Below are 14,807 nucleotides of genomic sequence, written 5' to 3' on the forward strand. Positions count from 1 at the left end.
TGATCCGGAAAAGTGCGCAGCGGTTTTCCGGAAAGATCATGCGTAAACAACAACCTGAAGCGCGATGACGATTCATCCCAGTCTCATCGCGCTTTAGCCGCGCAGCAGGCCATCAGCAACTCGACGCAAGACCATCTTGCGGAACTCCGCTGATCTGACGTGCTGACAAAAGCAGCGCTCCGCGTGGCCGCTTCGCCGCGCGGCGATGATCATCGGGGAGACACCATGAGAGCCGCCTTGGCCCTGGCCGCAGCTTTGGCTGCCGCCTGCCTGTCCACGCCTGCACATGCGCAAAAATCCTACGGTCCCGGCGTCAGCGACACCGAGATCAAGATCGGCAACACCATGCCCTATAGCGGGCCGGCTTCGCCGCTCAGCATCACCGGCAGGGTGATCGCCGCCTATTTCGACGAGGTCAACGAGAAGGGCGGCGTCAATGGCCGCAAGCTCAATCTGATCTCGCTGGATGATGCCTTCTCGCCGCCCAAGACCATGGAAGCCGCGCGTCGGCTGGTCGAAGGCGACGGCGTCGCCTTCATTTTCGCCACCATGGGCACCGCGCCGAGCTCGGCGATCGCAAAATATCTCAACAGCAACAAGGTGCCGCAGCTCTTCCTGATCAGCTCGGCCTCGAAGTGGAACGATCCCGCCAACATGCCCTGGTCGATGGCGCTGCCCTGGGCGCCGAACTACACCAGCGAAGCGGCGATCGACGTCGCCTATGCCCGCGCCAAGAACCCGAATGCGCGCTTTGCGGTGCTCTATCAGAACGACGACGCCGGCAAGGAATATCTGCGCGGCGTCAGGGAGGCGCTCGGCACTGAGGCCGACAAGGCGATCGCGATGGCATCGAGCTTCGAGGTCGCAGATCCCACCGTCGATTCCCAGGTGCTGACGCTCGCCAACACCAAGGCCGATGTGTTCATGATCTACTCGGTGACGCCGCGCGCCTGCGCGCAGGCGATCCGGAAGGCCCATGAGGTCGGCTGGCAGCCGACGCGCTTCCTCGCCTCCGGCTGTGCCAACAAGGCCACCGTGATGGTGCCGGCCGGGCTCGATGCCGGCAAGGGCGTGCTGTCGCTCGGCGCGCTCAAGCCGTTCGTCGAGGCGCCCAAGGACGATCCGGCGATGACAGCCTATATCGATTTCATGAAGCGCCGCCTGCCCAATGCCGACGTCAACAACGTCGCCGGGCTCTATGGCTACACCGTCGCCGAGGCGCTGGTGGTGCTGCTGAAGCAGTGCAAGGACAATCTGACGCGCGAGAACATCATGGCGCAGGCTGCCAATTTGAACAAGGTGCCGCTGTCGCTGCTGATGCCCGGCATCACCCTCAACACCACGCCGCAGGATTTCCGCCCGATCAAGGACGGCTACATGCTGCAGTTCGACGGCAACGACTGGGTCGTGGCCAGCGAGCTCTTGCGCGGGACGTGAGACCTGAAGTAGTGGCCACAAAGACGGTGCACCCTCTCCCCTTGTGGGCCCCTTGTGGGAGAGGGTGGATGCGCGCAGCGCAGCCGGGTGAGGGGTATCTCTCCTCACGAGCGGATTTGTGCGTGGATAGAGACCCCTCATCCGGCGCTTCGCGCCACCTTCTCCCACAAGGGGAGAAGGGAAGAGGCACCTTCACTGCCGCGGGCGTCTCAGTACGACTGGAGGACACCATGGACTTTCAACACTCTCCCCGTTCGCTGGAGCTGCAGGAGCGCGTCCGCCAGTTCATGCGGGCGCATGTCGAGCCGGTCGAGGATCTCTATTACGAGCAGGTGAAGCCGGAGGCCACGCGTTACAGGACCCCGCCTGTGCTGCAGGATCTGAAGCGGCTGGCGCGGGAGCAGGGGCTCTGGAACCTGTTTCTCTCCGGCGAGCACGGGCCTGGGCTCACCAATCTCGACTATGCGCCCGTGAAGGAGATCATGGGCCGCATCCTCTGGGCGCCCGAGGTCTTCAACTGTTCGGCGCCTGATGTCGGCAACATGGAGGTGTTGGCCAATTACGGCACGCCGGAACAGCAGGAGCGCTGGCTGACACCGCTCTTGGAGGGGCGCATCCGCTCCGGCTTCTCGATGACGGAGCCGCAGGTCGCCTCCAGCGATGCCACCAACATCCAGTGCGAGATCAAACGCGACGGCGACGACTACGTCATCAACGGCCGCAAATGGTTCACCTCAGGCGCGATGAACGAGGATTGCGAGATCCTGATCGTGATGGGGAAGACCGCGCCCGACCATCCCGACCGCCACCGCCAGCAATCCATGATCCTGGTGCCAAAGAATACGCCCGGCGTGCGCATCGTCCGCGACATGCTCACTTACGGCTATGACGACGCCCCGGTCGGCCACCCCGAGATCGTCTACGAGAACGTTCGCGTCCCCGCCGAGAACATCCTGCTAGGCGAGGGCCGTGGCTTCGAGATCGCACAAGGCCGGTTAGGGCCCGGCCGCATCCACCACTGCATGCGGCTGATCGGCTGCGCCCAGCGCGCGCTCGAATTGATGTGCCAGCGCGCGGTCTCGCGCGTTGCCTTCGGCAAGCCGCTGGCCGAGCAGGGCTCGGTGCGCGAGGATATCGCAAACTCCTTCTGCGAGATTGCGCAGGCGCGGCTCCTGACGCTGCAGGCCGCCGACAAGATGGACCGCGAAGGCAACAAGGCCGCGCGCGACCTGATCGCCGCGGCCAAGATCGTCGTGCCCAGCATGGCCGCCCGCGTCATCGACCGCGCCATCCAGATCCACGGCGCCGCCGGCGTCTCGCAGGACACGTTCCTCGCGCGTGCTTACGTCTACGCCCGCTTCATCCGCATCGGCGACGGGCCGGACCAGGTGCATCTCGCCGCGGTGGGCAAGGAGCTGATCAGGCGCGGCGGGGTGATGGGATAGGCTCAGGCCGCGCCGCGCCACGTGATCCGGTGATATGCAGCTTCATCTACCTGCAAGGGCGGCGCCTGCCGTCCAGACCGACATAGGTGCTCGTTGCCGGATCGTAGGACCGATAGCGCTCCGCGCAAGAACGTGAAGCGGTGCCGTCCATCCGGGCCAGCGCCCTGTCCACTCCTTGCGCAGGAGCCCAAGTCCGTGCGTGTGGGCGTGAAGCAATATTACCTTGGATTGTCGTAGCGAAATAGTAACTACTCCTGATCGAGAGTGGCGTCGAGCATGGCAGGTTCACCAGGCGAAAGAGAATAGACCGCTTCCATTGGAGGAGAGGGTCACAAGAAGCGGTCGCGTCCCGATATGCCGGCAAGCAATTTGAGCATGGGTCTGCGTTGGTTGATCGTCGCGGCGCTCCTCCTGGTCGCGTTGCTCGTCCAGATACCCATCGTTCTGAACGCTGATTTGGGTTGCCTGCTGGTGGAGGGCGAGAAAGTTCTGGATGGCCGGAAGCTTGGGGTCGACCTCTTCGAACTGAATCCGCCTCTGTCGGTCTACCTGTACATGCCGGCGTTGATGCTCGCGCGGATGACCGGCATTGCGCCTGAGGTCGTCGTGATCACCCTGGTCATCACCGAGATCGTGGTCGCGCTTTTGATGATCGATTGCGCCGCTGCGGCGGCAAAGTTGGAAGCTCGAGAGAGGATCATTTCAACGTGCCTGCTCGCGTTCCTGCTCGCGATTCTTCCGACCCACGTATTCGGGCAACGTGAACACATAGCCGTCATTGCATTGACCCCTTTTGTCGCTGTCGCTGCGATCCGATGGCGCGGTCTGGCAGCAGGACCCGTTGCGTTCTTGGCGGGACTGGGGGCCGGGCTGGCCATGAGCATCAAGCCCCACCTTGCCCTCGTGGTAGGACTTCCGATTGTCCTTGCGGTCTTTCGCCGACGTTCTCTCAAGCCGTTGTTCTCCCCGGAGGTGTTGGCCGCGGCTGCTGTGGTCATCGGCTACGGGGCGATACTCGTGATCGCCTTTCCCGGCTATCTGTTGACCTATGCCCCGATGGTCACTGCGGCTTATCTGCCGCTGCGGATGAGTCTCGGCGACCTGCTGCCCTTCCCGATCATGGTGATCACTGGGTCGATCGTATTTCTGGGCCTGTTGGCCCCGCAGGACTTCAGGATGGGAGGCAACGCGACCCCGTGGCTCGCCGCGGCCCTTGGCGGAGCCGCGAGTTTCGTTCTCCAGGGCAAGCACTGGACCTACACGGCATTTGCGCTTTGCATGTTTGCGATTGCTGCGCCGCTGCTACATGCGCGTGCAAAGACGTTGCGGATGCCGGTCATGATCGCCGGCCTTGCTGCCATTGCGTTCATCGCCTACTGCCTGTCCTTGCAGGTCCAGCCATTTCCGCCGTTGAAGGAGCGTATCCAGGCGCTTGCAAAGCATCCGCGGCTGATCACGATTGGCGATCAGGTCGCGCTGGGGCATCCGCTCGTCCTCGAGGTCAACGGGACCTGGGTGGGCAGCTCCTGCGTGCAGCTGTTGGCGGGCGGCGCGATGCTGCTCCAGAAGAATACGCAGCCAACTCTGGGCGATCGCGCAAAACTGGACGGCATCATCGATTTCGAGCGGCGGCAACTGTTGGCGGACCTGCGCGCCGGTCGCCCGGATGTCATTCTCGTCGACACCTATCTGCTGGGTGCGGTCCCGTTCGACTGGCTGGCCTGGGCCAAGTCGGATCCCGAGCTCCAGGCGGAGCTGAGTCAATACCGTGAAGTCGAGGATCCCGGCGGCCGTGTCCGAATACTGGTCGCTCATTCGGGTTCGGAGCGGTAACCCCGTTTCGTTTGAACGCCGGCAGGGGCACGGGCGGCGCGCCATCGGCATGATGACATCATGCCAGTGTTTTGCCCGACGAGTCAAAATTGATTTCGTAAAAACAGCAGGACCGCGCGCTCGCAGCCAAGCCATTGAAAAATCTAGCCTCGTCTACTGTGCATGGGGTTGTTTTTCAGTTTTTGTTGGGGCGACCGCCTTTGCGGCCAGGCGAGCCGCTACGCCGCCCTGGCGATGCGGCCGTCCGCCGATCCCGCCCGCAGGTTCTGGAAGAACTTCTCCACCTCCCGCGACAGCGTCTGCGCCGTCCCGGTCAGGCTGCTCGCCGCCGTCAGCACCGAGGCTGCCGCCGTATCGGTCTCGCCGATGGCATCGCGCAGCGAGGTGATGTTCGCCACCAGCGTCTCGTTGCCCTGCGCGGCGCTTTGCGCGTTCGAGGAGATCTCGCGCGTGGCGGCGTCCTGCTGACTGACGGCGCCGGCGATCGCCGAAGTGACCTCGTTGATCTCGCGCACCGCGCCGCCGATCTCGCGGACGGCGTCGACCGCGTTGCGCGTCGAGGCCTGGATCATCGCGACGTTCTCGCTGATTTCGGCCGTGGCCTTGGCGGTCTGTCCTGCCAGCGCCTTCACCTCATGCGCGACGACGGCAAAGCCGCGGCCGGCATCGCCGGCGCGCGCGGCTTCGATGGTGGCGTTCAGCGCCAGCAGATTGGTCTGCTCGGCGATCGCCTGGATCAGGCTGAGCACGCCGTCGATGCGCTGCGTGGCCGCGGCGAGGCTCTCGATCTCGGAGATCGACCTCTCGGTGCGCTGGCCGGTTTGCTCGACCGCGCCGGCGCTCTGCCGCACCTGGCGGCCGATCTCCTCGACGGAGGCCGACAGCTCCTCGGCCGCGCCCGCGACAGCGGTGACGTTGTGCGAGGCCTGCTCGGTGGCGTTGGCGGCCGTGCCGGCGCGGCTGCTCGCATCCGCAGTGACGCGCGTGATGGTCTGCGCGGTCTCGCGCATGACCTGTGCGTTATCGCTGAGGCCGCGCATGATGGCGCCGATCGCCTCGCGAAATTGCTCGACGGATCGTTCGACGTGGCGGGCGCGCTCCTCGCGCGCGGCGGCGTCTTGCGACACCTGCGAGGCGAGGTTGCGGTTGCGGTCCATGGCTTCCTGGAAGACCTGAATCGCGCAGGCCAGTGCGCCGATCTCGTCGGCGCGGTCCGAGTGCGGCACCACGACGTTGTCGGCGCCGTCGGCGACCTGCTTGATGGTGGCGGTGATCGAGGCGAGCGGCCGGGCGATCGAGCGGGCGATGATGACGATGCCGATCACGACGAGGGCGAGCGCCACGCCGCCGAGGCAGGTCAGCACGAAGGACAATTCGCGATTGGTCTCGGTCTGCTGCGCGATCTGCCTGGCGCGCTCGGCATAGACCTTGGAGAGCGCCTCGAGGTCCTTGTTCAGGGCCGAGCGCACGCTGCGATTGGCGTCGTTGTCGCCCCATTCGCGGCCCGCGGCTGCATTGATCTCGACGCCGCGGCGCACCAGCTCCTTGCGGAACTCGACGAACTGCTCGATGCGCTTCTTGAAGGTGGCAAACTGCTCGGCATCGTCGGCCTTGACGATGGTCTCCCAGCGCTTCACGACGTCGAGGATCCGGGCGTTGAACTTGAGCAGGCCATCGCCGTATTTCTTCACCACCGCCGGCTCGGTCGACATGTAGACGCCGCGCGATTCCATCACGACCGCATAGACCAGCGAGTTGACCCGCTCGACGTTCAGCGCGGCGGCATTCGCCGTCTCGATCGCGCTGGTCAGGTCGGCGCTGCGGCGGCTGTTGTAGTCGGACAGCATCGCGATCGCCGCCGTGAGCAGCGCGAACAGCGCGAAGATCGCGTAGAGCTTGGTGGCAAGCGTGAAACGGCCTGCCAGCTTGGCGGCATTCCCAGATCGGTCGGATGTCATGGTGTTCAGGGGCCCGGAATGGCCTGAAGCGGCCGGTGAGCGGGGTTGTGTAGAATTGATGCAAAACTTTGCAGGAGGAAGGTGGATGCGGCGTTAACGCGCTCGTTGGCTCCCTCCGCCCTGGGTCCAACGAAAGGTAAGATATTTCAGCGTCTTGATCCGAAGGTATAGTTCCAGGATAGTCTTGCAGTCGGCCGTTGGCCGACGCACCCCGGAGATACCCTTGGTCTACCGCCATACCATCGATGCCACGAGCTACACGTTTCCGGACCTGCGTGACCTGCTCGCCAAGGCGACACCGCCGCGCTCCGGCGACCGGCTGGCCGGAATTGTCGCTGCCAGCTCCGAGCAGATGATCGCGGCGAGGATGGCGCTCGCGGATGTGCCGCTCGGGCAGTTCCTGCAGGAAGCCGTCATTCCCTACGAGACCGACGAGGTCACCCGCCTCGTCATCGACAGCCATGACGCCAAGGCCTTCGCGCCGGTGGCCTCGCTGACGGTCGGAGCTTTCCGCGACTGGCTGCTGTCGGACGCCGCAACGCCCGAGGTGTTGCGCAAGCTGGCAGGCGGCATCACGCCGGAAATGGCGGCCGCCGTGTCAAAGCTGATGCGCAACCAGGACCTGATCCTGGCGGCGCGCAAATGCGAGGTCACCACCGCCTTCCGCAACACCATCGGCCTGAAGGGGCGGATGAGCACGCGGCTGCAGCCCAACCATCCGTTCGACGATGCCAGGGGCATCACCGCCTCGATCTTGGACGGCATCCTGCTCGGCGCCGGCGATGCCTGCATCGGCATCAATCCCGCGAGCGACGATCCGGCCATGATCGCGCAATTGCTGCGGCTGCTCGACGAGATCATCGCACGGCTGAAGATCCCGACGCAGGGCTGCGTGCTGACCCATGTCACGACGACGCTGTCGCTGATCGGGCAGGGCGTTCCGGTAGACCTCGTCTTCCAGTCGGTCGCCGGCACGGAGGCGGCCAACCGCAGTTTCGGCATCGACCTCGCGCTTCTGACAGAGGCGCAGCAGGCCGGGCTGTCGCTGGGGCGCGGCACGGTCGGGCAGAACGTGATGTATTTCGAGACCGGCCAGGGCTCGGCGCTCTCGGCGGGCGCCCATCACGGCGTCGACCAGCAGACCTGCGAGGCGCGCGCCTATGCGGTCGCCCGCGCCTTTGCTCCACTTCTGGTCAACAGCGTGGTCGGCTTCATCGGTCCGGAATATCTCTATGACGGCAAGGAAATCATCCGGGCGGGGCTGGAGGATCATTTCTGCGGCAAGCTGCTCGGCCTGCCGCTCGGGGTCGACATCTGCTACACCAACCATGCCGAGGCGGACCAGGACGACATGGACAATCTCCTGACGCTGCTCGCCGCCGCCGGCGTCACCTTCATCATGGGGGTCCCCGGCGCGGACGACGTCATGCTGAACTACCAGTCGACGTCATTTCACGACGCGCTCTATGTCCGCGACGTCTTCGGTTTGCGCCGCGCGCCAGAATTCGACGACTGGCTGGCGGGCTCGGGCATTACGGGCGCCGATTTCCGTCTTGCCGGCGATGCAGGCCTGCTGCCGGATTTTGCCTCGCGGCTGATCGCATGAGGCGGCGGCAGGTGCCAACTCTCCCTCCTTAGGAAACCATCGGCGCCTCCCGGAATTATGCTTGTGCCACAATATTGAGAAATTCCGGCGACGGCATTACCCTATGCGTCTGGCTGGCAATTTCCGCACCATTCGGTCGAGCGTGGCGGGGGAGCTTTGATGCGAGCTGAAAGTAACGGAACGTCCCGGCGGATTCTCTGCGTGTTTCCGCGCTACACCTCGTCCTTCGGTACGTTCGAGCATTCATATCCCCTGACCGACGGCGTGCGCGCCTTCATGCCGCCGCAGGGGCTATTGCTGATCTCCGCTTATCTTCCGAAGGAGTGGCAGGTCAAATTCGTCGACGAGAACCTCCGCCGCACGACCAAGGATGAGTTCGAATGGGCGGAGGCCGTCTTCGTCAGCGGCATGCACATCCAGCGCCAGCAGATGAACGACATCTGCCGCCGCGCCCATGAATTCGATCTGCCGGTCGCGCTCGGCGGTCCTTCCGTCAGCGCCTGCCCGGATTACTATCCGTCGTTCGATTATCTGCATGTCGGCGAGCTCGGCGACGCCACCAACCGGCTGATCGAGATTCTTTCGCGCGATACCTCGCGCCCTGAGGCTCAGGTGGTGCTGACCACCAAGGATCGCGTGCCGATGACGGAGTTTCCGATCCCGGCCTACGAGCTCGCCGACGTGAAGAAATACTTCCTCGGCAGCATCCAGTATTCCAGCGGCTGCCCCTATCAGTGCGAGTTCTGCGACATCCCCGGCCTCTACGGCCGCAATCCACGCATCAAGACGCCGCAGCAGATCATCGCCGAGCTCGACCGCCTGCGCGAATGCGGCATGACCGACACCATCTATTTCGTCGACGACAATTTCATCGGCAACCGCAAGGCTGCGATGGACCTGCTGCCACATCTGATCGAATGGCAGAAGAAAACCGGCTACGTGGCGCGGCTCGCCTGCGAGGCGACGCTCAACATCGCCAAGCGGCCCGAGATCCTCGAGAAGATGCGCGAGGCCTATTTCGTCACCATCTTCTGCGGCATCGAGACGCCCGATCCGGATGCATTGCATGCGATGCACAAGGACCACAACATGATGGTCCCGATCCTGGAGGGCGTGCGCACCATCAACTCCTACGGCATGGAGGTGGTCTCGGGCATCATCATGGGGCTCGACACCGACAAGCCGAACACCTCGGAGGCGCTGCTCGCTTTCGTCGAGGAGTCCCAGATCCCGCTGCTCACCATCAACCTGCTCCAGGCGCTGCCCAAGACGCCCCTGTGGGATCGTCTGGAGCGCGAGGGGCGCCTGGTCCACGACGACGGCCGCGATTCCAACGTCGACTTCCTGCTGCCTTACGACGAGGTCGTCGCGTCATGGAAGCATGCGATGGCGGTCGCTTACGCGCCCGAGAAGGTCTACGCGCGCTATCAGTATCAATGCGACCACGTCTATGTGAACCGGCTCAAGATGCCGGTGCCGGACGAGATGAAGACCTGGCCCAATATCAGGCGCGCGCTCGTCATGCTGCGCAACCTTTTCTGGAAGGTCGGCGTGCTCGGCGACTACAAGCGCGTGTTCTGGAAGTTCGCGCTGGGACGCATCAAGCGCGGTGATCTCGAAGGCTTGATCGGCAGCGCCACGATCGCGCATCACCTCATCACCTTTGCGCGTGCGGCTTCGAGCGGCCAGCAGAACGCCTCGAACTATTCGATCCGGCTGCGCGAGGCCGCCGTGCCGGCCGAATGACGCGACATGTCTGATCCGGCCCCGCCGCGCCGTCTGACGCTCGATTTGCGGGCGTTCACGCCCGCGCGCGTTGCACTGGGCCGCAGCGGCGCGAGCATGCCGACGAAGGCGCTGCTTGATTTCACGCTGGACCATGCCCGCGCGCGCGATGCCGTGCATGCCGCTTTCGATACGCCGCGTCTGCTCGCCGATCTCGGCGCGCTCGGACTTGCCGTGACCGAAGTGAGGAGCCGGGCGGTCGATCGCAGCGATTATCTGCGGCGGCCGGATCTGGGACGACAGCTTGACCCCGGCTCGGCGCAACTTCTCGCACGAAGCGCCTCGTCGCCGTGCCAGCTCGCGGTTGTGATCGGAGACGGCCTTTCCGCGGCGGCGGTCCACGCCCATGCGGCGATCGTGGTGGGGCGCCTGCTGCCATTGCTTGCGGAGGGCGATGACGTCGCGATCGGCCATGTCGTCGTCGCCTCGGGCGCGCGCGTCGCGCTCGGCGACGAGATCGGCGCCATTCTCGCTGCGCGCATGGTCGTGATGCTGATCGGCGAACGGCCCGGCCTGTCCGCGCCCGACAGTCTCGGCGCCTACCTGACCTTCGCACCGAAGCCCGGCCGCACCGATGCCGAGCGCAATTGCGTCTCCAACATCCACCACGCCGGGTTGAGCCATGACGAGGCCGCCTTCAAGATCGCCTGGCTGGTCCGCGAGGGGCTGGCCCGGGAGACCACGGGCGTGGCGCTGAAGGACGAGAGCGCCGACCGCGCGCCGCGTCGAATTGGCACAACGTCGGCGGGATGATAGACAGCCGGCACCGAAAATCGCTGCATCTTGATGGATTCGGCCACATTTCGCCGGCTTGCGAGAAGGGTGATGGACCTGCTAAACCCCCCGCGGCGATTTTCCGCGCATTTTCAAGGGTCAAGCCTCCCATTGGTATGGCGTTTTCAAGCCGTTCGCGGGGCGCAATAAGCTCTCAAGACTGAGCCGATTTAGGAACTGGACAAGGCATGCTCGAAAAGCACCGCGAGAATGAGGTTCATGTCGACAAGGTCGAGCAGGGACCTGCGTCCTCCATCGCCTTCGGGCTGGAGCGTCTCGGGCTGATCGCCGTCCGGGCCCCGATCGTCTCCTGCATCGTCCTGATCGCGCTGATCGTCGGTGCCGTGTTCGGCATCTACCGCATCAAGATCGACGATTCGCTGTCGCAGCTGTTCCGCTCCGACACCCGCGAATTCAAGCAATATGAAGAGGTGACCAAGAAGTTCCCCGCCGAGGAGTTCGACGTCCTCGTCGTGGTCGAGGGCAAGACCTTGCTGGCGCGGAACAACCTCGAGAAGCTGCGCGATTTCGTCACCGACCTGCAGCTGGTCGAGGGCACGCGCGGCCTCGTCTCGCTGTTCTCGGCGCGCCAGGCGCCGGCCCCGGGCAAGTTGCCGGCGGCGCTGTTCCCGCCCGAGCTGCCCGAGGGCGCGGCCTATGACAAGTTCATCGAGACCGTCAAGAACAACGAGATCATCCGCGGCAAGCTGTTGTCGGAGGATGGCACGCTGGCGCTGATCGTGCTGTCGCTCGATCCCGAAGTCGTCGCCTCCAGCAAGCTGACCAAGACCGTCGGCGACATCCGCGCGCTGATGAAGGAGGATCTCGGCGACACCGGGCTGAACGTGCAGCTCTCGGGTGTGCCGGTGATGCAGCTCGAGATCCGCAATGCAGTCGAACGTGACGGGCTGACCTACAACATCCTCGGCATCCTCGCCGGCTGCGTCATCGCGATCATCTTCTTCCGCAAGATCTCGTTCATGATCGCGGCGGCGTTTCCGCCGATGATCGCGATCCTGCTGGCGCTCGGCGCGCTCGGCTGGGCCAATTTCAACCTCAACATGTTCCTGAACGTGATGACGCCGCTCATCATGGTCATCAGCTTCTCGGACTCGATGCAGCTCACCTTCGCCGCGCGCGACCGGCTGATCGCAGGCCAGGACAAGTTGACCGCATTCAAGAACGCGGTGCTGGTGGTCGGACCGGCCTGCGTTCTGACGCACGGCACTGCCGGCATTTCCTTCATCGCGCTGCAATTCTCCGACTCCGATTTGATCCGCAAGTTCGGCGAGGCCGGGCTCGCCGCCACCATCATCGCCCTGGTCGCGGTGCTGTCGCTGGTGCCGGTGTTCGGCGTGCTGTTCGTGCGCAACGAGAAGGTCTTCGCGGTCAAGTTCCAGGGCGCGGATGCCGGCGTCCAGGCGCTACGCAATTTCTGCTACTGGATCGCGGTGCGCATGGTCGGTCGTCCCGGCTTGTTCAGTCTGATTGCCGTGCTGTTCGTCGGCGGCCTCGGCATCATTTACGCCAATCTCGAGCCGCGCTACCGGCTCGCCGACCAGGTGCCGGACAAGCGCCAGGCGGTTGCCGCCAGCGACCGGTTAGATGCCAAGCTCACCGGCGCCAATCCGGTCAACGTGCTGATCGCGTTCCCCAAAGGGGAATCGCTCTATTCGCCGGAGACGCTCCAGACCATCGCCGACGTGCATGCGACCGTGGAGAAGGCGGCCGGTGTGGGCAACGTCTGGTCGCTCGAGACGCTGCGCCGCTGGCTTGCGGAGAAGGCCGGCAGCGCCGACGTCGCGACGCTGAAGGAATATGTCAGCGTCATCCCCGAGCATCTGGTGCGGCGCTTCATCGACGCCGAGCAGGACGCGGTGGTGGTGGCCGGCCGCGTGCCGGACAAGGATTCCAGCCAGCTGCTGCCGATCGTGGACAAGCTCGACACCGAGCTCGACGCCGTCCGCAAGAAGCATCCCGGCTACGAGATCGCGGTGACGGGTCTTGCCGCCATCGCCGCACGCAACTCGGCCAACATGATCGAGAAGCTGAACCGCGGCCTCACCATCGAATTCGCGCTGGTCGCGATCTTCATCGGCCTCGCCTTCCGCTCCTGGGTGGTGATGTTCGCCTGCATCCTGCCCGGCATCTTCCCGGTGGTGATGTCGGGAACGGTGCTGTGGGCGATGGGCGAGGGGCTGCAATTCGCCAGCGTCGTCGCGCTCACCGTCTCGTTCGGCCTGGGATTGAGCGCCACCATCCACTTCCTCAACCGCCTGAGATTGGAGAGCAAGCCGGGCGTCGGCTCGGCGCTCGCCGTGGAGCGGGCGACCGTGCTGGTTGGACCTGCGCTGATCCTGACCACGGTGGTCTTGGCCTGCGGCCTCGTCGTCACCGTGTTCTCCGACCTGCCGTCGCTGCGGCTGTTCGGCTGGCTCAGTGCCTTCTCGATGGTCATGGCGCTCGTCGCCGACCTCTTCATCCTCAGGCCGACGGCGATGTGGCTGATCAACCTGCACGGCAAGCTGCAGGGCCCGGACAAGCCGGCGATCTGACCGGCGGAGCGGCAAGGCCGTCTCGCATGCGGCGTCGCGCAGATCAGTTGCGGACAACGCCAATCAGCAAAAAGCCCCCGACTCGCGAGAGCCGGGGGCTTGTTCCTTCAACGCAGTAAGGCCAATCAGCCCTTCGTCATCGTGATGTTGACGCCGCGGATCTCGCCCTTGGAGGAGATCTGCACGGTCTGCTTGGTGCCGTTGGTGCGCAGCGACAGATTGGCGGCAAAGCCGTTGGCCTCGACGAACACGTCGATCTGGCCGCCGCCGGCGGTGCCCTGGAGGTTGCCGAAGATGTTGCGGCTCGCCTCGCTCCAGTTGCCGGAGATGCGGTCGCCCTGGCTCGTCACGTCGCTGGTGAGGTCGAACTTGTAGCTGTCGGACGCGCAGTGCAGGGCCTGCTTGAGGCTGAGACCGCTGCCCGCGACCTTGTAGTCTGCCTTGCAGCGGATGCGCTCGGTGGATCCGTCGGACAGCGAGACCGTGCCGGTGCCGGTCCACGCGCCGTCGAAGCCGGCAAACGGTCCGGACGACTGAGCGTGGCTCGCCGAAACTGAGAAGAGCAGTGCAGCGCCAACGCCGGCCGCGGTGATTGCCAGTCCAGATCGCCCAAAGAATTTCATCGCAAATATCCCGTTTTGGAACGACGTCCGCTGAGGATTAAGGACGTCTCGCCACATCGAAGGTTTAGTGTTCCGAGCCTGTGTCAGGTTCAACGCGCCAGGACCAGGGATCGCGGTTCACCGGGCCCCGGCGGGGGCGATTTGCCGTGTTTCGGCGTGTTTCTGGCTGGTATGGCGAGGCCGAGAGATGCAGCTCTGCAACAGCCGTGCAGTAAAATGCGAACGTTCTGAATTATGACGTAGTATCAATCTCTTACATCTGCCAATGAAGGCGCAGGGAAGACCTGATTTGGTGGGGGCGGCGCCAATTTGGCCGCATTTGCCAGTGCTTGTGCCTTCTCTGAGCCGCTACCCCGCGGCGACTTGCCATCAGAGCAATCCGTTCCGGTCGTCCGCCCTGTGCAGCCCGGGATCGGTGCGATTCTGCCGTCAGAATGAAGGAATACAATGCGTAAGCTTCTCGTCGCTCTCACCCTGCTGTCGGCATCCCTTTCGACGGCGGCGTTCGCCCAGCAGGGGCGTGGCACCGACGCCGAGCAGAAGGCCTGCACCCGCGATGTGCAGAAGTTCTGCCGTCCGGTCATCGACCAGGGCGATTTCACCATCCTGGCCTGCCTGAAGGAGAATCGGGCCAAGATCTCGCAGGCCTGCGACCAGGTCCTGAAGAACCACAACCAGTAAGCTCGGCCATTGGCCCCCAAAGGCGGATCCGGAGCCGCTTTTGGGGCCAGATCCGCCAAGGGCAGCCATCGACAGACAGGATTGGTTTTGCGGCCGTATTCCCCTATATG

The 14,807-nt window shown here is 64.4% G+C and carries 11 protein-coding genes; 8 read left to right on the forward strand and 3 right to left on the reverse strand.

Annotated features, from left to right (window positions below):
• Positions 1-225: 225 nt before the first annotated feature.
• Both CVM73_RS01055 and CVM73_RS01060 read left to right on the forward strand, forming a co-directional pair.
• The gene (locus CVM73_RS01055; protein ID WP_100230387.1) at positions 226-1,437 is read left to right on the forward strand and encodes an ABC transporter substrate-binding protein; all 1,212 of its coding nucleotides are present in this window, start codon (positions 226-228) and stop codon (positions 1,435-1,437) included.
• A 230-nt stretch (positions 1,438-1,667) separates the two neighbouring features.
• On the forward strand, positions 1,668-2,882 hold the full coding sequence (locus CVM73_RS01060; RefSeq protein WP_100230165.1) for an acyl-CoA dehydrogenase family protein: 1,215 nt from the start codon (positions 1,668-1,670) through the stop codon (positions 2,880-2,882).
• 46 nt (positions 2,883-2,928) lie between these two features.
• Here the strand turns inward: CVM73_RS01060 and CVM73_RS01065 are convergent, their stop codons facing one another.
• Positions 2,929-3,033, reverse strand: a complete 105-nt coding sequence (locus CVM73_RS01065; protein ID WP_100230388.1) for a BA14K family protein — start codon at positions 3,031-3,033, stop codon at positions 2,929-2,931.
• A 224-nt stretch (positions 3,034-3,257) separates the two neighbouring features.
• On the opposite strand from CVM73_RS01065, the gene CVM73_RS01070 reads away from it, so the two are divergent.
• Positions 3,258-4,715, forward strand: coding sequence for a hypothetical protein (locus CVM73_RS01070; RefSeq protein ID WP_100230389.1), 1,458 nt, complete (start codon positions 3,258-3,260; stop codon positions 4,713-4,715).
• Positions 4,716-4,933: 218 nt separating this feature from the next.
• Here the strand turns inward: CVM73_RS01070 and CVM73_RS01075 are convergent, their stop codons facing one another.
• Complete coding sequence (locus CVM73_RS01075; RefSeq protein ID WP_100230166.1) at positions 4,934-6,673, reverse strand: methyl-accepting chemotaxis protein; 1,740 nt, start codon at positions 6,671-6,673, stop codon at positions 4,934-4,936.
• A gap of 223 nt (positions 6,674-6,896) precedes the next feature.
• On the opposite strand from CVM73_RS01075, the gene CVM73_RS01080 reads away from it, so the two are divergent.
• From CVM73_RS01080 to CVM73_RS01095, 4 genes are all read left to right on the forward strand, one after another.
• Positions 6,897-8,279 carry an ethanolamine ammonia-lyase subunit EutB gene (locus CVM73_RS01080; protein WP_100230167.1) on the forward strand — a complete coding sequence of 461 codons (1,383 nt, stop codon included), beginning with the start codon at positions 6,897-6,899 and terminating at the stop codon, positions 8,277-8,279.
• Positions 8,280-8,438: 159 nt separating this feature from the next.
• On the forward strand, positions 8,439-10,025 hold the full coding sequence (locus tag CVM73_RS01085; protein ID WP_100230390.1) for a B12-binding domain-containing radical SAM protein: 1,587 nt from the start codon (positions 8,439-8,441) through the stop codon (positions 10,023-10,025).
• Between the two features lie 6 nt (positions 10,026-10,031).
• Positions 10,032-10,817 carry an ethanolamine ammonia-lyase subunit EutC gene (gene eutC / locus CVM73_RS01090; RefSeq protein ID WP_100230168.1) on the forward strand — a complete coding sequence of 262 codons (786 nt, stop codon included), beginning with the start codon at positions 10,032-10,034 and terminating at the stop codon, positions 10,815-10,817.
• A gap of 209 nt (positions 10,818-11,026) precedes the next feature.
• Positions 11,027-13,393 carry an efflux RND transporter permease subunit gene (locus CVM73_RS01095; RefSeq protein ID WP_100230169.1) on the forward strand — a complete coding sequence of 789 codons (2,367 nt, stop codon included), beginning with the start codon at positions 11,027-11,029 and terminating at the stop codon, positions 13,391-13,393.
• Positions 13,394-13,518: 125 nt separating this feature from the next.
• On the opposite strand, the gene CVM73_RS01100 is transcribed toward CVM73_RS01095, so the two are convergent.
• Entirely contained in the window at positions 13,519-14,016 is a 498-nt protein-coding gene (locus tag CVM73_RS01100) for a hypothetical protein (protein WP_100230170.1), read from the reverse strand.
• Positions 14,017-14,463: 447 nt separating this feature from the next.
• Here CVM73_RS01100 and CVM73_RS39045 point away from each other — a divergent pair, with 447 nt between their 5' ends.
• Positions 14,464-14,697, forward strand: a complete 234-nt coding sequence (locus CVM73_RS39045; protein ID WP_008553259.1) for a hypothetical protein — start codon at positions 14,464-14,466, stop codon at positions 14,695-14,697.
• The last annotated feature ends 110 nt before the right edge of the window (positions 14,698-14,807 follow it).

This window comes from Bradyrhizobium forestalis (genome assembly GCF_002795245.1).
Lineage (GTDB): Bacteria > Pseudomonadota > Alphaproteobacteria > Rhizobiales > Xanthobacteraceae > Bradyrhizobium > Bradyrhizobium forestalis.

Bases quoted from the DNA above. Each gene is read 5' to 3' on its own strand.
- CVM73_RS01055 (WP_100230387.1), top strand. From the start codon at position 226: ATGAGAGCCGCCTTGGCCCTGGCCGCAGCTTTGGCTGCCGCCTGCCTG.
- CVM73_RS01060 (WP_100230165.1), top strand. From the start codon at position 1,668: ATGGACTTTCAACACTCTCCCCGTTCGCTGGAGCTGCAGGAGCGCGTC.
- CVM73_RS01065 (WP_100230388.1), bottom strand. From the start codon at position 3,033: ATGGACGGCACCGCTTCACGTTCTTGCGCGGAGCGCTATCGGTCCTAC.
- CVM73_RS01070 (WP_100230389.1), top strand. From the start codon at position 3,258: ATGGGTCTGCGTTGGTTGATCGTCGCGGCGCTCCTCCTGGTCGCGTTG.
- CVM73_RS01075 (WP_100230166.1), bottom strand. From the start codon at position 6,673: ATGACATCCGACCGATCTGGGAATGCCGCCAAGCTGGCAGGCCGTTTC.
- CVM73_RS01085 (WP_100230390.1), top strand. From the start codon at position 8,439: ATGCGAGCTGAAAGTAACGGAACGTCCCGGCGGATTCTCTGCGTGTTT.
- eutC (WP_100230168.1), top strand. From the start codon at position 10,032: ATGTCTGATCCGGCCCCGCCGCGCCGTCTGACGCTCGATTTGCGGGCG.
- CVM73_RS01095 (WP_100230169.1), top strand. From the start codon at position 11,027: ATGCTCGAAAAGCACCGCGAGAATGAGGTTCATGTCGACAAGGTCGAG.
- CVM73_RS01100 (WP_100230170.1), bottom strand. From the start codon at position 14,016: ATGAAATTCTTTGGGCGATCTGGACTGGCAATCACCGCGGCCGGCGTT.
- CVM73_RS39045 (WP_008553259.1), top strand. From the start codon at position 14,464: ATGCGTAAGCTTCTCGTCGCTCTCACCCTGCTGTCGGCATCCCTTTCG.